This window comes from Stenotrophomonas sp. Steno-Z4, from assembly GCF_056393145.1.
In genome coordinates this window covers 947,892-970,809 of sequence record NZ_JBWJPC010000001.1, presented here as the reverse complement: position 1 = coordinate 970,809, position 22,918 = coordinate 947,892, and the positions used below count along the sequence as shown (strand labels likewise).

Here is a 22,918-nt window from a genome sequence, read left to right as displayed (position 1 = left end):
CGGCGTCCGCGTCGGGTGCACGGCATCCACACGCCGGGCTCACCACCCAGCCACAGGGGGCAAGGTATCCCTTGGGCATGGACCAGATTTCCGAACATGCCGCACCGGCACTTGAGGCGGCCGCGCGCGAGGTGCTTGCGCGCCAACCATCATTGCCGCTCCCCGGTCGGGGTCACACCCTGGAACGATGGCGGGCGCTGGCCGCTATAGCCGGGCGCGACCTGTGCGTGGCCAAGGTGATGGAGGCGCACTACGACGCGCAGGCCATCCTGGCCGACCTGCATGCCCCATCGCTGGCCGAGGGCCGGCTGGCGGCGGTGTGGGCAGCGGAAGGCCCACACGCCACCTTGCGTTATGACGAAGAGACGGGCACGGTCAGTGGCGCCAAACCCTGGTGCTCCGGTGCCGGGCTGGTCGATGTGGCGCTGGTCACCGCGCGCTGTGGCGAGGGCTCGCGGCTGGTCTGCCTGCGCACCGATGCGCCCGGCATCCTGCTGCAGCCGCAGAGCTGGCATGCCACGGGCATGGCCGGCATACCCAGCGGCACCGTGCAGTTCGACCGCGTGCGCGCCGAGGTGGTGGGTCCCAGCGGCGCCTATCTGGCCCGGCCCGGTTTCTGGCACGGCGGTGCAGGCATTGCGGCATGCTGGTACGGCGCTGCGGTCGCGCTGGCGTCACCGCTGCAGCGCTCGCCCCGGGTGGAAGGCGACGCCCAGGCGGCCGCATTGCTGGGCCAGGTCGACATGGCATTGCAGTCATCAGCAGCATTGCTGCGCGAGCTGGCCGCCTGGATCGATGCGATGCCCGCGCAGCCCCATCAGTCCGATGTGATCCGGGTGCGCAGCGTGGTTGAGCGCGGCTCCATGCAGGTGCTTGATGCCGTAGGCCGCGCACTGGGACCGGCGCCGATGTGCCTGGATCCGGAGCATGCGCGGCGCTGGGCCGATCTCACGGTGTTCATCCGGCAAAGCCATGCCGACCGCGACTGGGCCGAACTGGGCCGGGCCATCCAGCGCCAGGAGCAGCCGTGGACGCTGTAGCGGTTCGCATCGAAGGGCGGGGCACGCCGGAGTCGGTGTGGGAACGCTGTGCATGGTTGGATGCATTGCCGTTGGTGGAAGCTGACACCGTGCTGCTCGGCGCGCGACGGCTCATCGTGGTGTCGCCCCATCCCGACGATGAGGTGCTGGGCTGTGGTGGCCTGATGCAGGCGGCGGCCGCACAAGGGTGCGGGGTGCAGGTGGTGTCGGTGACGGACGGTGAAGCCTGCTACCCCGACCACCCGCGCTGGACACCGGCACGCCTGCGTGATGCGCGCCGACGCGAGCTGGCGGCGGCGATGCAGGCATTGGGCATGGACGCCACGCATGTGACCTCGCTTGGCCTGCCGGATGGTGCGGTGGCCCGGCACGAACCTGACTTGGTCGCGCACCTCCGCGCCTGCGTGGCCCCAGGCGACGTCGTGTTGGCACCCTGGATCCACGACGCCCACCCGGACCATGAAGCGGTGGGGCGTGCGGCGCTTGCGGCGGCGGCCCTCTGCGGTGCCAGGAGCCTGCAATATCCGGTCTGGGCCTGGCACTGGCTGGACGCCTTGGCGCCCACCGGTCCATGGACGACCGCGCAGCGCATTGCGCTGTGCCCGGACGCGCAGGCCCGCAAGCGGCAAGCCATGGCGGTCTTTGCGACGCAGACCGGGGAAGGCGAGGCGCTGGACTGCGAGCCGATCCTGCCCGAACACGTACTCGCCCGCTTCCGGCGTTCCTTCGAGGTGCTGATTGGATGAACACCCGTGCCTATTTCGAACAGATCTACCAGCAGCCCGATCCGTTCCAGTACCGCAACCGCTGGTACGAGGCGCGCAAGCGCGCGCTGACGCTGGCCTGCCTGCCCCGGCCGCGCTACGGCAACGCGTGGGAGCTGGGGTGTTCCAATGGCGTGCTGAGCGCAGAGCTGGCAACACGCTGCGACTCGCTGCTGGCGACCGACCTCAGCGAGGCCGCGCTGGCAGACGCGGCACGCTCGACCGGGCACCTTGGAAACGTGCGGCTTGAACAGGCCCGTCATCCCGAACAATGGCCCGCGGAGCGCTTCGACCTGATCGTGGTCAGCGAGGTCGGTTACTACCTGGCACCGCAGGATGTGGTGGCGATGGCGGCAAAGCTGCGTGGCAGCCTTGCTGATGACGGCCTGCTGCTGGCGTGCCACTGGGTGCACCCGTTCGAGGAAGCACTGAGCTCGGCCCAGCAGGTGCACCGCGCGTTCGGTCGTGGCCTGGACGAGGCCTTCTGCTACCAGGACGCTGACCTGCTGATGCAGGCGTGGAGTCGCGAACCGACCAGCGTTGCCCGCTGGGAAGGCCTGCGATGATCGGCGTGATCGTGCCCGCGCACAACGAAGCGCACGCCATTGGTCGCTGCCTGGCCTCCATCGCCGTGGCGGCCGCGCATCCCGGTCTGGGCCGGGAGCCGGTGCTGGTGGTGGTGGCGCTGGACGCGTGCAGCGATGCGACGGAGGCGGTGTGTACCCGACATGGGGCCATAACCGTGGCCGTGGACGCCCAGTGCGTGGGCACCGCGCGGGCAGCAGCGGCCAGCCACGTGTTGGCGCAGGGCGCGCGCTGGATCGCCAGTACCGACGCCGACACCGCCGTACCGCAGGACTGGCTGTGGCGCCAAAGCCTGTGCGGCGCCGATGCCTTCTGTGGCGTGGTAGAGGTGGAGGACTGGCTCGATTACCCCGAGCGGGTGCGCACCGCCTTTTCCGAGCGGGAAATCGTGCAGGATGGGCACCGGCACATCCATGGGGCCAACCTTGGCATGAGCGCGGCCGCTTATCTGGCGGTGGGTGGCTTTCCGGCCCTGCGCACGGGGGAAGATGTTGCACTGGTCGAAGCACTGGCCGGCAACGGTGCCCGCATCGCCTGGCTGGCCCGCCCTGCCGTGGCGACCAGCGCGCGGCGAACCGCACGTGCGCCGCACGGCTTCAGTGGATTCCTGCGCGCATTGGAGCGCGAGGTGATGGGTGCTGGGCCCCCGCTGCTGCCGGCCCACGTGGCGGCGGATTGATGGAGCAGCCCGCCGACCTGCTGGGCTGGGCCGCCACGGCCGTGCTGATCGCCACGCTGGTGCGGCAGATCTACAAGCAGCACCTGGCCGGGTCGGTGGAGGGCGTCTCCACCTGGCTGTTCGTCGGCCAGATCACGGCCTCGGTGTTGTTCATCGTGTACAGCGCGCTGCTGGGCTCCACGGTCTTCGTGGTCACCAACAGCCTGATCCTCATCACGGCGGTGGTCGGCCAGGTGCTCGCCATGCGCAGGCGCAAGGCGCAGAACGCTCCCTCCACCGGCAGAAAATGAGGGCCTGCGGCCGTCTATTCTGAATCAGTCAGTGTTGTGCACACGGCCTTCACGCGCCATCCGTTGTCGTAATGGTCCGTGTAGCTGAATTCATTTAAGCTCAGGAAAATTCCAAGCCCCGGCGCGTTGCGTGCCGGGGCTTTCACACCTTCCTACCTAGGAATCTCCCCCATGGCGGCTTTGCAGCAGCGCACGATCGACCTTCTTCGTACCCACCAGGACACCGTGGTGGCGCAGTGGAGCGACCAGTTGGCCGGCTCCGGCCAGGGCCAGGATGGCCGGTTGAGCGCGCGTGAGCTGGATGCCCAGGTACGCGAATTCTGGCGCCTGTTCCAGACGGCAGTGTCCACCAACGGCACCGGCGTGGCCGGCAGCGAATGGCAGGACACCCGCCAGTTCCTCGAACAGCTCTCGCGTGACCGCGTGCTCAAGGGCTTCAGCTCCTCGGAAACCGCCAGCTTCCTGTTCTCGCTCAAGCGCCCGCTGTTCGAGCTGGTCCAGCAGAACTTCGCCGACGACCCCAAGGCGGTCGGCGATCAGCTGTGGGCGATTTCCGAACTCATCGACGGGCTTGGCCTGCACAGCGTCAAGGTCTACCAGAAGACCCGCGAGGATGTGATCCAGCGCCAGCAGGAAGAAATGCTGGAACTGTCCACCCCGGTGGTGAAGCTGTGGGAGGGCGTGCTGGCCCTGCCGATGATCGGCACGCTCGATTCGCAGCGCACCCAGGTGGTGATGGAATCGCTGCTGCAGCGGATCGTCGACACCGGTTCGGAAATCGCCATCATCGACATCACCGGCGTGCCCACCGTGGACACGCTGGTCGCCCAGCACCTGCTCAAGACCGTTACCGCCATCCGCCTGATGGGCGCCGACGCGATCATCAGTGGCGTGCGCCCCCAGATCGCACAGACCATCGTGCACCTGGGCCTGGACCTGCAGGGCATCGTCACCAAGGCCAACCTGGCCGACGCATTGGCACTGGCGCTCAAGCGCACCGGCCAGACGGTGACCAAGGCAGCCCGCTGAAATGGACCGCATCCCGATCCTGCAGATGGGCAATCTGCTGCTGGTAACCATCCAGGTGGACATGCATGACCAGCTTGCGCTGACCCTGCAGGACGACCTGACCGAACGCATTCAGAACACGTCTGCACGCGGCGTGTTGATCGACATTTCCGCGTTGGACATCGTCGATTCCTTCATTGGCCGGATGATTTCCACCATTTCGTCACTGGCCCGGATCATGGATGCCACCACCGTGGTGGTGGGCATGCAGCCGGCCGTGGCGATCACGCTGGTTGAGCTGGGCCTGACCCTGACCGGGGTGCGCACCGCGCTGAATGTCGAACGTGGCATGGAACTGCTGCGCATGGACCTGCTGCAGCAGCCCGACGAAGAGTCGCCATGACCGCCGTCAGTGGATCCTTGCCGATCCGCGTCGAGCAGGACGTGGTGCTGGCCCGCCAGGCTGCCCGGCAGGCGGCCGTGGCATGCAGGATGCGGCTCATCGACCAGACCAAACTGGTCACCGCCGCCAGCGAACTGGCCCGCAACGCCGTGATCTATGGCGGCGGCGGCAGCATGGAATGGGAAGTGGTGGACAGCGGCATGCGCCGCGGGCTGCGCCTGGTGTTCTCCGACAACGGCCCCGGCATTCCCGATATCGCCCAGGCCCTGACCGACGGCTGGACCTCGGGCAGCGGCATGGGGCTGGGCCTGTCCGGCTCGCGCCGGCTGGTGGACCAGTTCGAACTGGAGAGCGAACCCGGCAAGGGCACCCGGGTTGCCATCACCAAATGGATCTGAATTTCTCTGGCCGCGTTACCCGGGTCGTGGTGGTGGAAGAGGTCTCGCAGGTAGGGCAGGCCCGGCGCGAAGCGCTGGCCATGGCCGATGGCATCGGCTTCGATGAAATGGATGCCGGCCGGGTGGCCCTGGCCGCCACCGAGCTGGCCACCAATGTGATCAAGCACGGACGCGGCGGGCGCATGTACCTGTCAGTGGTGTGCGGTCGCGGCGGTGAGGGCATCGAACTGTGCACCCTCGATGCCGGGCCGGGCTTCTCGCTGGCGCAGTCGCTGCCTGACGGCTATTCGACCGGCGGTACGCAGGGCTTGGGCCTCGGCGCGATACAGCGCCAGGCCACCGTGCTCGATGCCTGGTCCGACGACAAGGGCTGCGTGGTAATGGCGCGCGTCTACGCCAGCCGCGTTGCCCGCGACGTGGACGTGCCCTACGGTGCGCTGCGCCTGGCCATGCGCCATGAGGTGGCCTGCGGCGACGCCTGGCACCTGCGTGCCGATGCCCAGTCGGTGGCCGTGACGCTGATCGATGGCCTCGGGCACGGGCTGCCGGCGGCCGATGCCGCCCAGGCCGGCGTGGCGGTCGCAGCCGCGCGCGGGGCGGTTGCACCGGCGGACCTGGTCGCGGCGATGCATGCCGGCATGTCCGGTACCCGGGGCGGGGCCGCGGCGGTTGCCAGCGTGGACGTTGCCAGCGGCGCGGTCCAGTTTGCCGGCATCGGCAACATTTCGGCGGGCCTGCACGAGGCGACCACGACCCGTGGCATGGCCTCGCACCCGGGCATCGTCGGGGTGCAGTTCCGCAAGGCGCAACCATTCCATTTTCACGCGCCGGAAGGCACGCTGCTGCTCATGCACAGTGATGGATTGCAGGCGCGTTGGAGCCTGCGCGACTACCCCGGCCTGTTCCATCGCCACCCGGCACTTATAGTGGCGGTGCTGCAGCGCGATTTCGATCGTGGCCGCGACGACACCGGCATCATCGCCCTGCGGCTCGGAGACCTGCATTGAACGCGCTTCCCCCCGAACAGGAAATCGTCCAGCTGCGCACGCAGGCCGATGCCCTGCGCGCGGAGCTTGAGGAAACCAACCAGGGCGTGCTGGCCCTGTACGCCGAACTGGACCAGCAGGCCGAGCAGCTGCGCGAGGTCTCCGAGCTCAAGAGCCGGTTCCTGTCTTACATGAGCCATGAATTCCGCACGCCGCTGGGCTCGATACTGAGCATGACCCGGCTGCTGGAAGACGGCATGGATGGCCCGCTGACCGAGGAGCAGCGCCGGCAGGTGCGCTTCATCAGCGGCTCGGCGGCCGAGCTGCGCGAAATGGTCGACGACCTGCTGGACCTGGCCAAGATCGAAGCGGGCCGGATCACCATTTCGCCGGCCTGGTTCGACCTGATGGACCTGTTCGCGGCGCTGCGCGGCATGTTCCGGCCCCTCATCGAAGAAAACCGGGTGGACCTGGTGTTCGAGGATCCGCCGGCGTTGCCCCTGCTGTACACCGATGACAAGAAGCTGGCGCAGATCCTGCGCAACTTCATTTCCAATGCGCTCAAGTTCACGCCCAACGGCCAGGTGGTGGTGTCGGCCAAGCTGGTCGACGCGCATTCGGTGTGCTTCAGCGTTCGCGACACCGGCATCGGCATTCCGCAGGACCTGCTGCCTACCCTGTTCGAGGATTTCGTGCAGGTGGACACGCCGCTGCAGAAGCGTCTGCGCGGCACCGGCCTGGGCTTGTCGCTGTGCAAGCGCTTTGCCGAGCTGCTGGGCGGCGAGGTGGGGGTGACCAGCGAACTGGGCGTCGGTTCGGAGTTCCATGTGAAGCTGCCGCTGAAGCTGGCTGCCGAGGAGACCGCTGATGCCGACGCGTGACCGGATCCTGATCGTCGACGACAACGCGGCCACCCGCTATTCGGTGCGCCGGGTGCTGGAACACCACGGGTTCCGCGTGGAAGAAGCCGGCACCGGCACCGAAGGCCTGGTCCAGCTCAACACGCAGGATTTCGGTGCGCTGGTGCTGGACGTCAACCTGCCCGACATGAGCGGTTTCGACGTGGTTCGCCAGCTGCGCGAAGACCCGCGCATGCAGCTGTTGCCGGTGGTGCATGTCTCGGCCGCCTCGATCGCCACCGGGGACCTCATCACCGGCCTCAACGCCGGTGCCGATGCCTACCTGGTGCACCCGGTGGATCCGGACGTGCTGCTGGCCACGCTGCGCAGCCTGCTGCGTGCGCGCCGCGCCGAAGACGCATTGCGCGACGCCGAAGCGCGTTTCGGCGAGATCTTCCGCCAGATCAATGCACCGATCACCGTCCTGGATGCGCAGCTGCAGGTGCATGAAGCCAACGATGCCTTCAAGCGCCTGCTGGGAGAGGACCTGGGGCCGGGCCGGATCGAGGCCTTGCTGGACCACCAGTTCGGGCCGATGAGCGCGTTGAAGGTGGCGCTGGCCGAAGGTGAGCGTTGGCAGGGCACCTTTGCCCTGCAGGTGCAGGGCAACCGGCGCATGACCGAGTGGCGGGTGACGCCCTACAGCGCTCCTGGCCTCGGCCTGGTGCTGGTCGAAGACATCACCGAGCGCCACGTGCGCGAACTGGAGCAGCGCCAGGAACTGGAAAGCGCCAACAGCGAGCTGGCCTTCCAGATCGCCGAGCGCGAGCGCACCGAAATGGAGCTGATGCAGGCCCAGAAGATGGATTCGCTCGGCCAGCTGACCGGCGGTATCGCGCATGATTTCAACAACCTGCTGACCACCATCATCTCCGGCCTGGACATGATCGAGATGGCCGCCAGCAGCGGCAAGTGGGACAAGGCAAGCCGTTACGTCGACATCGCCACCGCCTCGGCACACCGCGCCGCGGCGCTGACCCAGCGCATGCTGGCCTTTGCCCGCAAGCAGCCGCTGGACCCGCAGACGTTCGACGTGGTTGCCCGCGTACGCTCGCTGGAAGACATGCTGCGGCGCTCGATCGGCGAGAACATCGAACTGGAACTGGAGCTGGGCGCCGAACCGCTGGTGGCCATGGCCGATCCCAACCAGTTCGAGAACGTCATGCTCAACCTGGTCATCAACGCGCGCGATGCGCTGGCCGGCCAGGGCCTGATCCGCATCCGCGCGGGCCGCGCGAGGATCGAGCGTGACCACGAGCTGTCGCCGGGCAACTACATCACCATCAAGGTGATCGACAACGGAACCGGCATTCCACTGGACCTGATCAACAAGGTGTTCGAACCGTTCTTCACCACCAAGCCGCAGGGCGAAGGCACCGGCCTGGGCCTGTCGATGACCTACGGCTTCGCGCGCCAGTCCGGCGGCAGCGCCCGTATTGCCAGCGAGCAGGGGGAAGGTGCCGAGATCGAACTGCTGTTGCCCGAGGGGCAGCAACAGGTCGAGCCGGCGTCTGCGTCCACGGCGCAGGTGCAGGTGCAGCGCGGCCATGCCGAACGCATCCTGCTGGTGGACGACACCGATTCGGTGCGGATGATGGTGCGCGAGATGCTGCTCGAGGTCGGCTACCAGGTCGTGGAAGCCACCAACGCGCAGCAGGCGCTGCTGGAGCTGCATTCAGCGCGGGCCGTGGATCTGTTGTTGTCCGACGTCGGCCTGCCCGGCATGAACGGTCGCGACCTGGCCGATGCCGCGCGCGCGTTGCGCCCGAGCTTGCCGGTGCTGTTCATCACCGGCTATACGGAAAGTGCCGCCGTGCGCAACGAGTTCCTGGGCGAGGGCATGTCGCTGCTGCCCAAGCCGTTCAGCGTGCACGAACTGCTGCACAGCGTTGGCGCGATGTTCGGCCCCCGTCAGTAACCTGCCACCGGTTCGGTTTCGAACCGTTCGCCGAAGCCGGTGATATGCGGGCGTGCGCGGGCAATGGCCTGCTGCACGCCCGGCAGCGCCAGCGAGGCGTGGTGGAGTTCAGCGCTGTCCCAGACTTCAGTGATCCAGATCGCGTCGGCATTGGCGGGATCCTTGGCCACCACGTAGCTCCGGCATCCCGGCATGGCCTGGGTGCCCTCCAGCAGGATCGCGATGACCGCGTCGCGCTCGCCGGGAGCGATGTTCATCTTTCCGATCAGACCGTACATGGATGCCTTCCTGCTGCTCGAGGGAGGGTCGATGGTATCCTGCGCGCCGTTTTGCCGCCTGGCCCCCCATGTCTGTCTCCTATCCCCCGCGCCAGCAGTGGCTCGGCAATATCCGTGGCGACCTGCTTTCCGGCACCGTGGTCGCCTTGGCGCTGATTCCTGAAGCCATTGCCTTCTCGATCATTGCCGGCGTGGACCCCAAGGTGGGCCTGTATGCGTCGTTCTGCATCGCCGTGGTCACCGCCATCGCAGGCGGCCGGCCGGGCATGATCTCGGCGGCCACCGGCGCAATGGCCCTGGTGATGGTGGACCTGGTGAAGGACCACGGCCTGCAGTATCTGCTGGCCGCGACGATCCTGGCCGGCCTGCTGCAGATCATCGCCGGCGCACTGAAGCTGGGCGCGCTGATGCGGTTCGTGTCGCGTTCGGTGATCACCGGCTTCGTCAACGCACTGGCCATCCTGATTTTCCTGGCACAGATGCCCGAGCTGATCGGGCGCTCGTGGCAGGTGTGGGCGGTGTGCGCGGCGGGGCTGGCGATCATCTACCTGCTGCCGCGGTTGACCCGCGCAGTGCCGTCGCCGCTGGTGGCCATCGTGGTGCTGACCGCGCTGTCGATCGGGCTGCACTGGGAAGTGCGGACCGTGGGCGACATGGGCGCACTGCCCGACAGCCTGCCCACGTTCCTGTTCCCCGATGTGCCGATGACGTGGGACACGCTGGCGCTGCTGCTGCCGGTCTCGGCAACCCTCGCGGTGGTGGGCCTGCTGGAGTCGATGATGACCGCGCAGATCGTCGAGGACATGACCGACACCCCGAGCCAGCGCAACCGTGAGTGCGCCGGCCAGGGCCTGGCCAACATCACCGCTGGCCTGTTCGGCGGCATGGGCGGCTGCGCGATGATCGGGCAGTCGGTCATCAATGTATCCTCCGGCGGGCGTGGCCGGTTGTCCTGCCTGGTGGCAGGCGTGCTGCTGTTGCTGCTGGTGGTGTACGGGCACGACTGGGTGCGGCAGATTCCCATGGCCGCGTTGGTGGCGGTGATGATCATGGTCAGCATCGGGACCTTCCACTGGCGTTCCTTTGCCGAGTTCCGCGTGCACCCCATGAGCTCCTCGGTGGTGATGGTGGCCACCGTCGTGGTGACCGTTGCCACCCACGACCTGGCCAAGGGCGTGCTGACCGGAGTGCTGCTGTCGGCGTTGTTCTTCGCGCGCAAGGTGGGTCGGCTGCTGGTCGTCACCGACCACACCGATGCCGGCGGAGTCCGCACCTACACGGCCACCGGGCAGGTGTTCTTCGCTTCGGCGGGGCAGTTCGGCGAGAGCTTTGATTTCCAGGAAGTGCCGGCGCGGGTGCGGATCGACCTCAGCCAGGCGCACTTCTGGGACCTGAGTGCGGTTGGCGCACTGGACAGGGTTACCCTCAAACTGCGCGGGCATGGCGCGCAGGTCGAGGTGATCGGACTCAATGCCGCCAGCCAGACGCTGGTGGAGCGGCTGGGTGGCCGTACGCCTCACTGAACCCGGTCAGGATCCGGCGCTCAACATCTCCAGCACAGGGCCGTTACCAGCGTATGACCCGACCTGCATGTGCGTTGCACCGTGCCGGGCGGGCCGCAATGGACTGCGTGACGTAGTAGCGGTGCCCTCGGGCGCGCGCTGTTCTGTACTCCTGCCTGGAACACCCCCATGTCCACGTCCCGCCCGTCCGCTTCCAAGCGCCCCGGCAGCATCGCCAACCGGCTGATGCTGGGAACCGCGCTGATCGCCATGCTCTGCTTCGGCGTGACCGCCGCCCTCAGTTACCGCGAAGCCAGCCAGGCGCTGCTCGAATCCTCGCGGCGGACCATGGAAAGCCAGGCCGAGGCCGAATCGCGCCGGGTCGGTGCCGACCTGGCCGCCGCGTTTTCCACCAGCCAGGCACTGGCCGACAGCCTGGTGGTGCAGCACCGCGCTGCCACCCTGTCGCGCGCGACCGCCGCACAGGTGCTGCAACAGCAGCTGCAATCGCACCCGGAATGGGTGGGCCTGGGCACGCTGTGGGAACCGCAGGCCTTCGATGGCAGGGACGCCGACTTCGTCGGTGCCGACGCCCACGATGCCACCGGCCGCTTCATGAGCTACTGGGCCTGGCAGGACGGCGCGCCGGTGCAGGATGTACTCAAGGGCTATGACGTCCCCGGCGATGGTGACTGGTACCTGCGCCCGCGTGAGCTCAAGCGGCAGGCCGTGAGCGAGCCGTACCGTTATGAGATCGGCGGCAGGCAGGTGCTGATGACCACGCTGTCGACCCCGGTGCTCGACAACGGCCAGTTCCTGGGCGCGGTCACCGTGGACTTCGGCCTGGCCGCGCTGCAGGAGCGTCTGGCGGCGCTGCGCCCGATGGGCCAGGGCCACGTCGAACTGATCTCGCCCGGCGGCATCGTGCTGGCCGCGCAGGATGCCGGGCAGATCGGCCAGCGCCGCGACGATGCCGTCACTGCGCAGGTCCTTGCAGCCGTGGCGCGTGACCAGCGTTTCGAAGCGTTCACTCCGGATGCCGCAGGCAACGTGAAGGCGTATGTGCCGCTACGCATCGGTGGCAGCGAAGAGCGGTTCGCGCTGGGCGTGATCGTGCCGTATGCGCTGATCACCGAACAGGCGCGCTCGCTGCTGTGGATCATCCTCGGCGTTGGCCTGGGCGCGGCGCTGGTGCTCAGCGCCAGCGTGTACGTGCTGCTGCGCCGCCAGGCGATCCGCCCGCTTGCCGATGCCGTGCGGCTCTCGGCGGACGTGGCCGAAGGCCGCCTGGACACGCCGCTGCCGCCCCCACGCGACGACGAGGTTGGCCGCCTGCTGGAATCCATGCAGCGCATGCGCGGCCAGCTGCGCGCGGTGATGGCTGCGCAGGGCGAGATGGCGCAGCGCCATGAAGCCGGCGAACTCGGCTACCGGATGGATGCGCAGGCCTTCCCGGGCGCGTACGGACGCATGGTCGAAGACACCAACCAGCTGGTGGGCGCCAACATTGCCGTCACCCGTCGCCTGGTCGAGGTGATGCAGCGCTATGCGGTGGGCGATCTGTCGCAGGACATGGACCGCCTGCCCGGCGACCAGGCCGTGTTCACCGATGCAATGGAGACCACCAAGGCCAACCTGCGCGCGATCAATACCCAGATCCGCGACCTGGCCGGTGCCGCCGCGCGCGGCGATTTCAGCCAGCGCGGCGACGGAGTGCGCTTCGACCATGACTTCCGCGCCATGGTCGAAAACCTCAACACCATGATGCAGGTGAGCGACGACAACCTGCAGCAGATCTCCGCGCTGCTGCGCGCGATCGCCGCCGGTGACCTCACCGCGCGCATGCACGGCCAGTTCCATGGCGTGTTCGCGCAGATGCGCGACGATGCCGATACCACCGTGACCCAGCTGACCGACATCGTCGGTCGTATCCAGCAGGCGACCGACAGCATCAACCTGGCGGCGGGCGAAATCGCCTCGGGCAACAGCGATCTGTCGCGCCGTACCGAACAGCAGGCCGCGAGCCTGGAGGAAACCGCCGCGTCTATGGAGGAACTGACCTCCACCGTGCGCCAGAACGCCGACCACGCCGTACAGGCCAACCAGCTGGCGGCCGGTGCTGCCAACGTGGCCGAACAGGGCGGGCAGGTGGTGGGCCAGGTGGTGACTACCATGGCCGGGATCGAGGCCGCGTCCAAGCGCATCGCCGAGATCATCTCGGTGATCGATGGGATCGCCTTCCAGACCAACATCCTGGCGCTCAACGCCGCCGTGGAAGCGGCGCGCGCGGGTGAGCAGGGCCGAGGCTTTGCGGTGGTGGCCTCGGAAGTGCGCGCGCTGGCGCAGCGCTCGGCCGGTGCGGCCAAGGAGATCAAGCAGTTGATCGACGATTCGGTGGAGCAGGTCGCCGAAGGCTCGGCGCTGGTGCAGACCGCCGGGCGCACCATGGAAGAGATCGTTGCCGGCGTGCGCCGGGTCAACGACATCATGGCCGAGATTTCCGCCGCCTCGAAGGAGCAGTCCGCCGGCATCGAGCAGGTCAACCAGACCATCACCCAGATGGATGAAACCACCCAGCAGAATGCGGCGCTGGTGGAAGAAGCCACCGCGGCGGCGCGGGCGATGGAAGAGCAGGCCCAGCACCTGGGCACGGCGGTGGCGATCTTCCGCACCGGCGCGGCTGCGCCGGCCGCAGCGCCTGCGGCACCGCGCAAGTCCGTCGGCCAGAAACGGGCCCCGGTGCGTGCAGCAGCGGCAGCGGTCGAGACCGAATGGGAAACCTTCTGAGCAACAAAAAGCCCGGTCAATCGACCGGGCTTTTCAGGTGAGGCGAGCTGCGGGGGGTTACCAGCGCATGCCCTGGAAGGGGTTCCAGCTGGTGTCGCCCTTCACTTTTTCCAGGTAGTAGTTGTAGTTGGTGGTGAGCGCAATGAACAGCGACCACGCAATCGCGATGCCACGGCCGATCGGGTCGGGCAGGAATGCCAGCACCACGCCGAGCACCAGGGTCAGGCCCAGGATCGTCAGGGCCTTGCGCCACATGCCCAGGATGAAGAGGTAGATGCAGCCGAAGAACAGGGCGAAGAAGTTGAAGTTGACCTTGACCTTCTGCCCGAACGGCAGCGCCTTGTAGGCGGCCTTGAAGGCCGGCGAGTTTGGCGCCCCGTGGGCATTGAAGAAGTCGAACCGGAACTGCCACTTGGGGCTGAAGGATGACGCGATGTTGGAATCCATATCCACTTTATGATGTTGAAAACGGTTACATGATAGTCGCTGACTATTGAAAAGCGCCAGTTTTCGGGCGCGCGGCAGTGCTGACGCATTCCGGCGTGGGCGACGTCACACATTCGTCCACAAATTCATATAGGGTTCGCATTCCTCGCGGCATGGGTGCCGCGCGGGTGTATTGGAAGCGATCGAGAGTCAGACCATGTCGAGTGTTGTGATGTCCACTGAGCGTCCTGAAGCCGGCCCGCGCATCCTGCCGTGTCCGGTTGCCACCCAGGCGCAGCATCTGCTGGCACAGCTGCAGTTCTCCCATGTCGGTTCGCGCGCGCTGGCGCGACTGCCGGTGGAGAGCGATGTGGCCGTGGACGCCACCTCGGCCTGAAGCGGGTTCATCCCCCCATTGAGCGCCGGTCTGCGCAGTTCCATGCCGGGTGCGTCTGTCCCCGGCCTTCCTGCCCAGGCTGCCCTGAGGCGCCTTCTGCCAGGGGTTACCCTACGCCCTGAATAGGGAAAGTCTTACGGCACAAGGCCTGCGGCCGTTTGTCGCAATCCGCCCGTTCGAGGGCTTGCGCAAGTTTGCTGAATGGGGAGAAATACCCCGAAAGCCCCTTCGCGCGCGGCTTACATTTGGCCCCCTATGCTGGGCCGCATTTTTCGCCTCAGTGCCGTTGGAGAGTTCGTGGGTTCCGGTAGTCACAGACATCAGCAGGGCGCCGGCCACGGCCAGGCCGCTGCAGGACAGGGCAGCACTGGCGGGAAGCGCACGCAGGGTAGCCGCGCATGAGTGTGCAGACCGTCAACGCCGTGATCGATGCCGGCCGCCCGGTGCTGCCCGTCGAAAGCCCGATGGGCATGCCCGAACAGACCTTTACCCAAGGCCGCCTGCTGACGCCGCGCCAGCGCACCGCGCCGCGCATGATTGCGCTGCGTCGCTTCTACATCTTCGGCGGCACGGCGGCCATGACCGTGGCCGCCACCCACATGATGTGGAAGGTGCTGGCTACCAACGGCATCACCGTGTTGGAAGGCTGCCTGCTGGTGCTGTTCGTGGCGTTGTTCGCCTGGATCGCGCTGTCCTTTGCCGGTGCATTGGCCGGGTTCCTCACCGCGGTGTTCGACCGCGGCTACAAGCTGGGGATCGACCCGGACGAGCCCCTGCCACAGGTGCATACGCGTACCGCGCTGTTGATGCCCACGTACAACGAAGACCCGCGTCGGCTGCTGGCCGGCCTGCAGGCCATCTACGAATCGGTGGCCAGCACCGGGCAGCTGGAACAGTTCGACTTCTTCGTGCTCAGCGACACCCGGCGCGAGGACATCGGTGCGGCCGAAGAGCAGGCGTTCGCCGAGCTGTGCGACGCGGTCGGTGGGCATGAGCGCCTGTTCTACCGGCGCCGTGGCGACAACAGCGGGCGCAAGGCCGGCAACATCGCCGACTGGGTGCGCCGCTTCGGCGGCGGTTACCCGCAGATGCTGATCCTGGACGCCGACAGCCTGATGACCGGCGACACCATCGTGCGGCTGGTGGCGGGCATGGAGCACAACCCGGACGTGGGCCTGATCCAGACCCTGCCGGCGGTGATCGGTGGGCGTACCCTGTTCGCGCGCATGCAGCAGTTTGGCGGGCGCGTGTACGGGCCGGTGATCGGGCGCGGCGTGGCCTGGTGGCACGGCGCGGAAAGCAATTACTGGGGCCATAACGCGGTGATCCGTACCGAGGCCTTTGCCGAGAACGCCGGCCTGCCGCCGTTGCCGGGCCGGCAGCCGTTTGGTGGCCACGTACTGAGCCACGATTTCGTCGAGGCGGCGTTGATGCGTCGAGGTGGCTGGGCCACCCACATGGTGCCCTACCTCAAGGGCAGCTATGAAGAAGGTCCGCCGACCCTGACCGACATGCTGGTGCGCGACCGCCGCTGGTGCCAGGGCAACCTGCAGCACGCCAAGGTGGTGGGTTCGCGTGGCCTGCACTGGGTCAGCCGCATGCACATGATGATCGGCATCGGCCATTACTTCACCGCGCCGATGTGGGCGATGCTGATGCTGATCGGCATTGCCATCCCGCTGTTCCAGGGCGGTATCGATTTCAGCGAAGTGCTGCACATGTCGCCGGGCCTGTACTGGCGCCAGCAGGATGAAACCCAGGTGATCCGCATGTTCGCCATCACCATGGCGGTGCTGTTGCTGCCCAAGGTGCTGGGCTACATCGCGATGTTGATCGACCCGGCCGAGCGCCGCGGTTGCGGCGGGGGCATTCGCGCATTCGTGTCGATGCTGCTGGAAACCGTGCTGGCCGCGCTGATGGCGCCGGTAGTGATGTACGTGCAGTCGCGCGGCGTGGCCGAAGTGCTGGCCGGCAAGGATTCCGGCTGGGATGCACAGCAGCGCGATGACGGCGGCATTTCCTGGCCGGCGCTGATCAAGGGCTACGGTGGCCTGAGCGTGTTCGGGTTGTTCATGGGCGTGCTGGCCTATGCGGTGTCGCCGGCGCTGGCCGCCTGGATGGCGCCGGTGGTGGTGGGCATGGTGCTGGCCATTCCGGTGGTCGCGTTGACTTCCGGGCGCCGCGCCGGCGACCTGCTGCACCGCCTGCGCCTGATGGAAATCCCGGAAGAGACCACCCCGCCGACCATCCTGCAGCGCGCCGCCGAACTGCGCCGTGCTGCTGCCCAACGCGCCGGCCACTGACATCTGGCCCCATAATGCGGCCAGAACGTACTGGAGCCGCACGATGTCGCAAGCGCTGGAAACCGTAGTCAACGAAACCGCCGCCAACCCGCAATGGTCCGTGCTCTGGCTGCACGGCCTGGGCGCGGATGGCCATGATTTCGCCCCGATCGTGCCCGAGCTGCTGCGTCCGCACTGGCCGGCGATCCGCTTCGTGTTTCCGCATGCCCCGATGCAGCCGATCACCATCAACAACGGCGTGCCCATGCGCGCCTGGTATGACATCGTCAGCATGGACTTCCGCTCGCGCGCCGATGCTTCCGGTGTGGATGCCTCGGTACGGGCGCTGGATGCCCTGATCGATGCCGAGGTCGCGCGCGGCATTCCGGTCGAGCGCATCCTGCTCGCCGGCTTCTCGCAGGGCGGGGCGATCATCCTCAGCGCCGCATTGCGCTCGACCCGGCCCATCGCCGGTCTGATCGCGCTGTCCACCTACCTGCCGGATCCGGAAACGGCCATCAAGGCCGCCATTGCCGATGGCGCGCGGCCGCCGGTGTTCATGGCCCATGGCGCGCAGGATCCGGTGATCCCGCAGGTGATCGCTGCCGACACCGCCCAGCGGCTCACGGCAGCCGGCTTCCCGCTGGAGTGGCATTCCTATTCCATGGCCCACCAGGTCTGCGCCGAAGAACTGCAGGCGCTGGGCGACTGGCTGGACGCACGCTTCGCCACCGCCTGAGCCATGAACGACCCGCGCCAGCAGCTGTGGTTGCCCGAGCTGTGCCGCCTGCCGCGGCTGGGCGCGATGCTCGGCCTGGCAGAGCTGGTGGTGGTGGTGGTAGCGCTGTCGCCCGACGGCAGCCGGCAATGGAGCGTGCCGGATTTCCTGTCGGCCAGCGGCCTGGCGTTGTGGCTGGCATTGGCGGTCACGGTGAGTCTGTGCGCGGCGCGGGCGACCTTGTCGCGGCTCCCGGAAGCGTTGGGTTCGGCGCTGGCAGTTGCCATGGCCGCCCTGATCGCTGCTGCCTGCACGGGCATCGTGCACGCGCTGTATGCGGTGCTGGATGCGCGCGGTTTCGCCGGGGATGTCGGCTTCTGGCGGTTCACCCTGGGCTGCGCCACGGTCACCGCGCTGATCGTGGCACTGGCGTTGCGCTACTTCTACGTGAGCGATCGCTGGAGCGCGCAGACCGTGGCCAACGCACGCGCGCAGGCCGATGCGCTGCAGGCGCGGATCCGCCCGCATTTCCTGTTCAACAGCATGAATCTCATCGCCAGCCTGGTGCGGCGTGATCCGGAAGTGGCCGAGCGCGCGGTGCTGGATCTGTCCGACCTGTTCCGTGCCGCGCTGGGGGCGGGCGAGGGCGACTCCACCCTGCAGGCCGAGTGCGAACTGGCCGAAGCCTACCTGTCGATCGAATCGCTGCGGCTGGGGGAGCGCCTGCAGGTGGAATGGCAACGCGCAGACGGTTTGCCTTGGACCCTGCCGATGCCGCGCCTGGTGCTGCAGCCGCTGGTGGAAAATGCAGTGCTGCATGGCATCTCGCGGCTGCCGGCTGGCGGCACCATCGTCATTGCGCTGTCCTTCGAAGCGGCGCAGCTGCACATCCGCATCCAGAACCCCGCGCCCGATCCGGACGTGCGTGCGCTGCCGCTGATGCAGGGCGCCGGGCACGCGCAGCGCAACATCGCGCATCGCCTGGCCTGGCGGTTCGGCCCGGCTGCACGGATGACGGGGGCATGGAACGACGGCTACTATGCCTGCGACATCTTCGTGCCTGTTCAGTGAGGAAGCCTGCTTGAGAGTTGTCATCGCCGACGACGAGCCGCTCGCCCGCGAGCGCCTGCGCAGCCTGCTGGCCGAACAGCCCGGGGTCGAGGTGGTGGCCGAAGCCGAGAATGGCGAGCAGGCGCTGCATGCCTGCGCGGAGCTGCAGCCGGACCTGGTGCTGCTGGATATCGCCATGCCCGGGCTGGACGGCCTGGAGGCCGCCCGTCACCTGGCCACGTTCGATCCGCGCCCGGCGGTGGTGTTCTGCACCGCCTACGATGCGCACGCGCTGTCCGCATTCGAAGCGGCGGCCATCGATTACCTGATGAAGCCGGTACGTAGTGAACGCCTGGTTGCCGCGCTGGAACGCGCCCGGACGTTCCTGGCCGGCCGCAACGGGCAGCCCAGCGCGCCCAGCCAGCAGGCACGCACGCTGTTGTGCGCGCGCCTGCGCGGCAGCCTGCGGCTGATCCCGATCGACGACATCCACTACATGCAGGCCGAGGAAAAGTACGTGGTGGTGCACCATGCGCGCGGCGAGGACCTCATCGAGGAGTCGCTGAAGTCGCTGGAAGAGGAATTTGCCAGCCGTTTCGTGCGCATCCACCGCAACTGCCTGGTGGCCCGCCACGAACTGGTGGAGCTGCGACGAAATGGCGCGGGCCAGGTCCAGGCCGTGCTGCGCCATGGCAAGGCCCCGCTGGAGGTCAGCCGGCGCTGCGTGGCGAGCCTGAAGCAGGACCTCAAGCACCTGTAACCGGCGATAATGGGCGCATGACCAGCCTGCGCATCGCCACCCGAAAGAGCCCGCTTGCCCTGTGGCAGAGCGAACACGTTGCCGACCGCCTGCGCCAGGCCCACCCCGGGCTGGACGTGGTGCTGGTGCCGATGAGCACCCGCGGCGACGAGGTGCTGGACCGCTCGCTGGCCGCGATCGGCGGCAAGGGCCTGTTCCTGAAGGAGTTGGAGCTGGCCATGCTGCGGGGCGATGCGGACTGCGCCGTGCACTCGCTCAAGGACGTGCCGATGGAACTGGACGCGCCGTTCGCGCTGCCGGCGATGCTGACCCGGCACGACCCGGCCGACGGGTTCATTTCCAACCTGTACGCCTCGGTGGACGCGCTGCCGATCGGCGCGCGCGTGGGCACTTCCTCGCTGCGCCGCCAGGCCCAGCTGCGCGCGCTGCGCCCGGACCTGGAACTGCTGGACCTGCGCGGCAACGTCAACACGCGCCTGGCCAAGCTCGACAACGGCGGCTACGACGCCATCGTGCTGGCCGTGGCGGGCCTGGAACGGCTGGGGCTGGGCGGGCGCATCGTGGCGCGGCTCGCTGCACCGGACTGGTTGCCGGCGCCGGCGCAGGGCGCGGTCACGGTGGAATGCAACGGCGACGATGCGCGGGTGATGGCACTGTTCGCCGCGCTCGACGATGCACGTACGCGCGCCTGCGTGGAAGCCGAGCGCGCCATGAACCGCGCGCTGCACGGCAGCTGCCACGTGCCGGTGGCAGGCTACGCGCAGTGGGAGGGCGACGATCTGTTCCTGCAGGGCCTGGTCGGCGGCGTGGCCGACGGGCGGCTGATCCGCGCCGAAGCGCGGGGCCCGGGCAGTGACCCTGATGCGCTCGGGAAGGCGGTGGCCCAGGGCCTGCTGGACGGCGGCGCCGGCGAGTTGATCGCCGTCTGAGGCGCGTTTCGATCATTGATAAACGCCGGTGGAAGGCAGCCACCGGCGTTCGGGTCGGTTTTGGATGGTTGGGCCGCGCTGCGCGCGGTGTCCGGCCAACGGCCGGACCTACGAATTGCTACGGGCCCATTGGGATCGGGATGAACCAACCACGGATCCCGGTTGTCCCCATTACTTGAATTTGTAGACCACGTTCATCGTGGTCAGGGTATCGGTCTTGCGCTTGTCTTCGGCTACGTCGCTGTTGTAACGCGCCTGCCAGGCGGCCTTCAGGGCCAGGTGCTCGTTCATGCTCACCGACACGCCGAAATCGTTCTGGCCGAAGGTGTTGTACGAGCCCGATTCCACCAGCAGGGTGTTGATCAGGTCGGTATTGGGGGTCAGCGAATACTTCACGTCGAACAGCCCGCGGCCGATCAGGCCGGTACGGGTTTCGTCGTCTTCGGTGTTGTGCGTGCGGCGCACACCGGGGCCGATCTGCGCGTCCATGTAGAAACGGTCGCCTTCGACCAGCCGGGTGCCGTAACCGAGACCGAATGAACTCTGGCGGTCGTAGGTGGCGAAATCGTCGCGCTCATAACGCACCGTGGCGGTGATCTGGCGGTGCTCGCCCAGCTGCAGCGCGCTGCCGGCACTGCCGGTGTAGCGGTTGGCGGTGGTGTTGCTGCGCTTGGTGACGGTGCCATCGTCGGCGGTTTCGGTGTATTCCGAACGCGAGCGCAGGCCGAACAGGTCCATGCTGTGCACCCAGTCGTCATCGGTATAGCGCAGGCGCAGGCGGCCGTTGGCACTTTCGGTGTTGCTGTTGCCCCGTGCGGAGGCAAAGCCGAGTTCGCCGCCGCTGCCGCTCCAAGGCGAGGTCATCGCGGCCAGGTCGGTGGTGTCCTGGGCAAAGGCGGCCGGGGCACTGAGCAGCAGGGAAGCAAGCAACGTCACGCGCAGGGACATCAACGATTCTCCGGATCAACAGGGGGGAGGAGCAACGCGTGATGATACTGGATGCCTTCACGCGGTTTTTCCTTTTCCCGCCCGTGCTTTAGGAGAGGTTTGGACTTGTCGCCTGTTCAGGGCACTGCGATCTGCAGTGTGGGGTCGTCGAAACGGCTGTAATCCACCGTGACCTTGAAGGCTTTGCCCTGGGTCTGGCCCTGCCGTTCGATCCGCACCGGAAGGCCGGCCGCGTTGATCCAGTACAGCATGCCGTCCGGTGCGGCGCTGGCATGGCGCACGCGGTAGCGGCGGGCGGGCTGCCCGTCCACGCGTTCCTCGCCCAGCGCTTCAACCTGCAGTTCGGCGGCGGTGGCGTCAGCCGGCAACGGACTGCGCCATTGCGCCAGCAGGCCCGGCGGCACCGGCACCTGGCGGACTTCGCCGGCGCGCTGCAGGAAGAACGTGTCGCCGATGATGGTCTGCACGCCCTCGTCGGTCTGCAGGCGGTAGCGGTCCGGCGCCACGAATTCCATGCGGGCGTCCAGCGTTCGCGGCCCCTGCATGTGCAGGCTGGCGTGGAAGCTGCGCAGCTGCCCGAAGCGCTGGCTGGCGGCCAGTACCGCCTGCGCGGGATCGCTGGCGACCGGCACCGGCGGCGTGGCGGCTGCAGGCGCGGCGGGCGCGGCGGGCGCAGGTGCCTGCCCGCAGGCAGACAGCAGCAGGGACAGCACGGCAACGGCAGGCAGCAGGCGCATGGCGGGGTTCGGGCGGGCAGGGGGCCCCACGATAGCCGAAGTTCGGATCCGGGCCGCCACAACGGCGGCGACTCGGACATAATCGGGTCATGGACCGATATGAACGCATCAACGCCCTGCATCGTCTGCTGAAGTCCGCCCGCTATCCGGTCACGGTGGCGACCCTGCAGGAAAAACTGGCGTGTTCGCGCGCCACCGTCTATCGCGACCTGGCCTTCCTGCGCGATGCGCTGATGGCGCCGGTCGAAGGCGATGGCGAGGCCGGCTTCCGCTACCAGGACAACGAGAGCGAGCGGTTCGAGCTGCCCGGCCTGTGGCTCAGCTCCGAAGAACTGCACGCCCTGCTGGCTTCCCAGCACCTGCTGGCGCGTACCGGCGGTGGCGTGTTGTCGTCGGTGCTGGCGCCGCTGCAGCAGCGCATCGAAGGGTTGCTGGCCGCGCAGGCCGGCGTGTCGACCTGGCCGGTGGACCGGGTGCGGGTCATTCCGCATCGCGGCCGCAAGTTCGATGAAGCCAGCTTCCGCGCCGTGGCCTCGGCCGTGCTCGAGCGCAGGCAGCTGGCGTTCGAATACCGGGCCCGTTCCACCGACGAGGCGACCAAGCGCACCGTGTCGCCGCAGCGCATGACCCACTATCGCGACAACTGGTACCTGGACGCCTGGGACCACGGCCGCGAGGGCCTGCGCAGCTTCGCCGTGGACCGCATCTACAAGGCCCGCGTGGTCGACACGGTTGCGCGCGACGTGGACGACACCGAGCTGGACGAGCAGTTGGGTGCCAGCTACGGCATCTTCTCCGGCCCGCCCAAGGGCTGGGCCACCATCGTCTTCAGTGCCAAGGCCGCGCGCTGGGTGGCCGACGAGCATTGGCATTCCAAGCAGCAGGGCCGGTTCCTGGCCGACGGCCGCTATGAGCTCAAGGTGCCCTACAGCGTTTCGCGTGAGCTGCTGATGGACGTGCTGCACTACGGTTCGGACGCGGAAATCATCGAGCCGACCGTGCTGCGCGAGCAGGCCAAGGCGCTGCTGATGATGGCGCTGAGCAATTACGAATAGCGGTCATGCCCCCCGGTCATATGGCCGGGATACCCGGCTGGCCGGGGCTTGCGGTATGGTTGGCTGCTACGCAGCCCCC

General features: G+C 67.7%; 24 protein-coding genes. 20 read left to right on the top strand and 4 right to left on the bottom strand.

The window, feature by feature from the left end; translation table 11 throughout:
- The first annotated feature begins 77 nt into the window (after positions 1 to 77).
- From AC06E7_RS04325 to AC06E7_RS04275, 11 genes are all read left to right on the top strand, one after another.
- Positions 78 to 1,040, top strand: coding sequence for an acyl-CoA dehydrogenase (locus AC06E7_RS04325; protein WP_095363022.1), 963 nt, complete (start codon positions 78 to 80; stop codon positions 1,038 to 1,040).
- Positions 1,028 to 1,786 carry a PIG-L deacetylase family protein gene (locus AC06E7_RS04320; protein ID WP_478063174.1) on the top strand — a complete coding sequence of 253 codons (759 nt, stop codon included), beginning with the start codon at positions 1,028 to 1,030 and terminating at the stop codon, positions 1,784 to 1,786. The genes AC06E7_RS04325 and AC06E7_RS04320 overlap by 13 nt, the downstream gene beginning before the upstream one ends.
- Positions 1,783 to 2,370: a class I SAM-dependent DNA methyltransferase gene (locus AC06E7_RS04315; RefSeq protein WP_478063173.1), complete on the top strand. Its 588-nt coding sequence runs from the start codon at positions 1,783 to 1,785 to the stop codon at positions 2,368 to 2,370. Before AC06E7_RS04320 ends, AC06E7_RS04315 begins: the two co-directional genes overlap by 4 nt.
- A complete protein-coding gene (locus tag AC06E7_RS04310) occupies positions 2,367 to 3,068 on the top strand; it encodes a glycosyltransferase family 2 protein (RefSeq protein ID WP_478063171.1) in 702 nt (233 codons plus the stop codon). Before AC06E7_RS04315 ends, AC06E7_RS04310 begins: the two co-directional genes overlap by 4 nt.
- On the top strand, positions 3,068 to 3,358 hold the full coding sequence (locus tag AC06E7_RS04305) for a PQ-loop domain-containing transporter (RefSeq protein ID WP_478063169.1): 291 nt from the start codon (positions 3,068 to 3,070) through the stop codon (positions 3,356 to 3,358). The genes AC06E7_RS04310 and AC06E7_RS04305 overlap by 1 nt, the downstream gene beginning before the upstream one ends.
- A 171-nt stretch (positions 3,359 to 3,529) precedes the next feature.
- The gene (locus AC06E7_RS04300; RefSeq protein ID WP_478063167.1) at positions 3,530 to 4,387 is read left to right on the top strand and encodes an STAS domain-containing protein; all 858 of its coding nucleotides are present in this window, start codon (positions 3,530 to 3,532) and stop codon (positions 4,385 to 4,387) included.
- Position 4,388: 1 nt separating this feature from the next.
- Positions 4,389 to 4,769 (top strand): STAS domain-containing protein, encoded by a 381-nt coding sequence (locus tag AC06E7_RS04295; protein WP_210131118.1) that lies wholly within the window; start codon positions 4,389 to 4,391, stop codon positions 4,767 to 4,769.
- Positions 4,766 to 5,167, top strand: a complete 402-nt coding sequence (locus AC06E7_RS04290; RefSeq protein WP_184125758.1) for an ATP-binding protein — start codon at positions 4,766 to 4,768, stop codon at positions 5,165 to 5,167. The genes AC06E7_RS04295 and AC06E7_RS04290 overlap by 4 nt, the downstream gene beginning before the upstream one ends.
- Positions 5,158 to 6,174, top strand: coding sequence for an ATP-binding protein (locus AC06E7_RS04285; protein WP_478063165.1), 1,017 nt, complete (start codon positions 5,158 to 5,160; stop codon positions 6,172 to 6,174). Before AC06E7_RS04290 ends, AC06E7_RS04285 begins: the two co-directional genes overlap by 10 nt.
- Positions 6,171 to 7,034 carry a sensor histidine kinase gene (locus AC06E7_RS04280; protein WP_068854124.1) on the top strand — a complete coding sequence of 288 codons (864 nt, stop codon included), beginning with the start codon at positions 6,171 to 6,173 and terminating at the stop codon, positions 7,032 to 7,034. Before AC06E7_RS04285 ends, AC06E7_RS04280 begins: the two co-directional genes overlap by 4 nt.
- Complete coding sequence (locus AC06E7_RS04275; protein WP_478063162.1) at positions 7,021 to 8,970, top strand: response regulator; 1,950 nt, start codon at positions 7,021 to 7,023, stop codon at positions 8,968 to 8,970. The genes AC06E7_RS04280 and AC06E7_RS04275 overlap by 14 nt, the downstream gene beginning before the upstream one ends.
- On the opposite strand, the gene AC06E7_RS04270 is transcribed toward AC06E7_RS04275, so the two are convergent.
- Complete coding sequence (locus AC06E7_RS04270) at positions 8,964 to 9,248, bottom strand: putative quinol monooxygenase (protein ID WP_217535661.1); 285 nt, start codon at positions 9,246 to 9,248, stop codon at positions 8,964 to 8,966. The genes AC06E7_RS04275 and AC06E7_RS04270 overlap by 7 nt on opposite strands.
- A 68-nt stretch (positions 9,249 to 9,316) precedes the next feature.
- Between AC06E7_RS04270 and AC06E7_RS04265 the strand changes: the two genes are divergently transcribed.
- The gene (locus AC06E7_RS04265) at positions 9,317 to 10,771 is read left to right on the top strand and encodes a SulP family inorganic anion transporter (RefSeq protein ID WP_478063161.1); all 1,455 of its coding nucleotides are present in this window, start codon (positions 9,317 to 9,319) and stop codon (positions 10,769 to 10,771) included.
- Between the two features lie 168 nt (positions 10,772 to 10,939).
- Entirely contained in the window at positions 10,940 to 13,537 is a 2,598-nt protein-coding gene (locus AC06E7_RS04260; RefSeq protein WP_478063159.1) for a methyl-accepting chemotaxis protein, read from the top strand.
- A gap of 57 nt (positions 13,538 to 13,594) precedes the next feature.
- On the opposite strand, the gene AC06E7_RS04255 is transcribed toward AC06E7_RS04260, so the two are convergent.
- Complete coding sequence (locus AC06E7_RS04255) at positions 13,595 to 13,984, bottom strand: DUF2628 domain-containing protein (RefSeq protein ID WP_068854119.1); 390 nt, start codon at positions 13,982 to 13,984, stop codon at positions 13,595 to 13,597.
- A 211-nt stretch (positions 13,985 to 14,195) separates the two neighbouring features.
- On the opposite strand from AC06E7_RS04255, the gene AC06E7_RS04250 reads away from it, so the two are divergent.
- The 6 genes from AC06E7_RS04250 to hemC all read left to right on the top strand — a co-directional run bounded on the left by AC06E7_RS04250 (position 14,196) and on the right by hemC (position 20,099).
- Entirely contained in the window at positions 14,196 to 14,360 is a 165-nt protein-coding gene (locus tag AC06E7_RS04250; protein WP_478063157.1) for a hypothetical protein, read from the top strand.
- Between the two features lie 398 nt (positions 14,361 to 14,758).
- Positions 14,759 to 16,663: a glucans biosynthesis glucosyltransferase MdoH gene (mdoH, locus tag AC06E7_RS04245; RefSeq protein ID WP_478063155.1), complete on the top strand. Its 1,905-nt coding sequence runs from the start codon at positions 14,759 to 14,761 to the stop codon at positions 16,661 to 16,663.
- 43 nt (positions 16,664 to 16,706) lie between these two features.
- Positions 16,707 to 17,381 (top strand): alpha/beta hydrolase, encoded by a 675-nt coding sequence (locus AC06E7_RS04240; RefSeq protein WP_447786754.1) that lies wholly within the window; start codon positions 16,707 to 16,709, stop codon positions 17,379 to 17,381.
- A gap of 3 nt (positions 17,382 to 17,384) precedes the next feature.
- Complete coding sequence (locus AC06E7_RS04235) at positions 17,385 to 18,431, top strand: sensor histidine kinase (RefSeq protein ID WP_478063153.1); 1,047 nt, start codon at positions 17,385 to 17,387, stop codon at positions 18,429 to 18,431.
- Positions 18,432 to 18,441: 10 nt separating this feature from the next.
- Positions 18,442 to 19,170 carry a LytR/AlgR family response regulator transcription factor gene (locus AC06E7_RS04230; RefSeq protein ID WP_068854116.1) on the top strand — a complete coding sequence of 243 codons (729 nt, stop codon included), beginning with the start codon at positions 18,442 to 18,444 and terminating at the stop codon, positions 19,168 to 19,170.
- 17 nt (positions 19,171 to 19,187) lie between these two features.
- Entirely contained in the window at positions 19,188 to 20,099 is a 912-nt protein-coding gene (hemC, locus tag AC06E7_RS04225; protein ID WP_478063151.1) for a hydroxymethylbilane synthase, read from the top strand.
- Positions 20,100 to 20,270: 171 nt separating this feature from the next.
- On the opposite strand, the gene AC06E7_RS04220 is transcribed toward hemC, so the two are convergent.
- Positions 20,271 to 21,047 carry a DUF481 domain-containing protein gene (locus AC06E7_RS04220; RefSeq protein ID WP_068854114.1) on the bottom strand — a complete coding sequence of 259 codons (777 nt, stop codon included), beginning with the start codon at positions 21,045 to 21,047 and terminating at the stop codon, positions 20,271 to 20,273.
- A 116-nt stretch (positions 21,048 to 21,163) separates the two neighbouring features.
- The gene (locus tag AC06E7_RS04215) at positions 21,164 to 21,784 is read right to left on the bottom strand and encodes a LolA family protein (RefSeq protein WP_478063148.1); all 621 of its coding nucleotides are present in this window, start codon (positions 21,782 to 21,784) and stop codon (positions 21,164 to 21,166) included.
- An 89-nt stretch (positions 21,785 to 21,873) separates the two neighbouring features.
- On the opposite strand from AC06E7_RS04215, the gene AC06E7_RS04210 reads away from it, so the two are divergent.
- The gene (locus AC06E7_RS04210; RefSeq protein WP_068854112.1) at positions 21,874 to 22,839 is read left to right on the top strand and encodes a helix-turn-helix transcriptional regulator; all 966 of its coding nucleotides are present in this window, start codon (positions 21,874 to 21,876) and stop codon (positions 22,837 to 22,839) included.
- The last annotated feature ends 79 nt before the right edge of the window (positions 22,840 to 22,918 follow it).

Coding starts and splice junctions, on each gene's coding strand:
- AC06E7_RS04325 (WP_095363022.1), top strand. CDS start 78: ATGGACCAGATTTCCGAACATGCCGCACCGGCACTTGAGGCGGCCGCG.
- AC06E7_RS04315 (WP_478063173.1), top strand. CDS start 1,783: ATGAACACCCGTGCCTATTTCGAACAGATCTACCAGCAGCCCGATCCG.
- AC06E7_RS04310 (WP_478063171.1), top strand. CDS start 2,367: ATGATCGGCGTGATCGTGCCCGCGCACAACGAAGCGCACGCCATTGGT.
- AC06E7_RS04305 (WP_478063169.1), top strand. CDS start 3,068: ATGGAGCAGCCCGCCGACCTGCTGGGCTGGGCCGCCACGGCCGTGCTG.
- AC06E7_RS04300 (WP_478063167.1), top strand. CDS start 3,530: ATGGCGGCTTTGCAGCAGCGCACGATCGACCTTCTTCGTACCCACCAG.
- AC06E7_RS04295 (WP_210131118.1), top strand. CDS start 4,389: ATGGACCGCATCCCGATCCTGCAGATGGGCAATCTGCTGCTGGTAACC.
- AC06E7_RS04290 (WP_184125758.1), top strand. CDS start 4,766: ATGACCGCCGTCAGTGGATCCTTGCCGATCCGCGTCGAGCAGGACGTG.
- AC06E7_RS04285 (WP_478063165.1), top strand. CDS start 5,158: ATGGATCTGAATTTCTCTGGCCGCGTTACCCGGGTCGTGGTGGTGGAA.
- AC06E7_RS04275 (WP_478063162.1), top strand. CDS start 7,021: ATGCCGACGCGTGACCGGATCCTGATCGTCGACGACAACGCGGCCACC.
- AC06E7_RS04270 (WP_217535661.1), bottom strand. CDS start 9,248: ATGTACGGTCTGATCGGAAAGATGAACATCGCTCCCGGCGAGCGCGAC.
- AC06E7_RS04265 (WP_478063161.1), top strand. CDS start 9,317: ATGTCTGTCTCCTATCCCCCGCGCCAGCAGTGGCTCGGCAATATCCGT.
- AC06E7_RS04260 (WP_478063159.1), top strand. CDS start 10,940: ATGTCCACGTCCCGCCCGTCCGCTTCCAAGCGCCCCGGCAGCATCGCC.
- AC06E7_RS04255 (WP_068854119.1), bottom strand. CDS start 13,984: ATGGATTCCAACATCGCGTCATCCTTCAGCCCCAAGTGGCAGTTCCGG.
- AC06E7_RS04250 (WP_478063157.1), top strand. CDS start 14,196: ATGTCCACTGAGCGTCCTGAAGCCGGCCCGCGCATCCTGCCGTGTCCG.
- mdoH (WP_478063155.1), top strand. CDS start 14,759: ATGAGTGTGCAGACCGTCAACGCCGTGATCGATGCCGGCCGCCCGGTG.
- AC06E7_RS04240 (WP_447786754.1), top strand. CDS start 16,707: ATGTCGCAAGCGCTGGAAACCGTAGTCAACGAAACCGCCGCCAACCCG.
- AC06E7_RS04235 (WP_478063153.1), top strand. CDS start 17,385: ATGAACGACCCGCGCCAGCAGCTGTGGTTGCCCGAGCTGTGCCGCCTG.
- hemC (WP_478063151.1), top strand. CDS start 19,188: ATGACCAGCCTGCGCATCGCCACCCGAAAGAGCCCGCTTGCCCTGTGG.
- AC06E7_RS04220 (WP_068854114.1), bottom strand. CDS start 21,047: ATGTCCCTGCGCGTGACGTTGCTTGCTTCCCTGCTGCTCAGTGCCCCG.
- AC06E7_RS04215 (WP_478063148.1), bottom strand. CDS start 21,784: ATGCGCCTGCTGCCTGCCGTTGCCGTGCTGTCCCTGCTGCTGTCTGCC.
- AC06E7_RS04210 (WP_068854112.1), top strand. CDS start 21,874: ATGGACCGATATGAACGCATCAACGCCCTGCATCGTCTGCTGAAGTCC.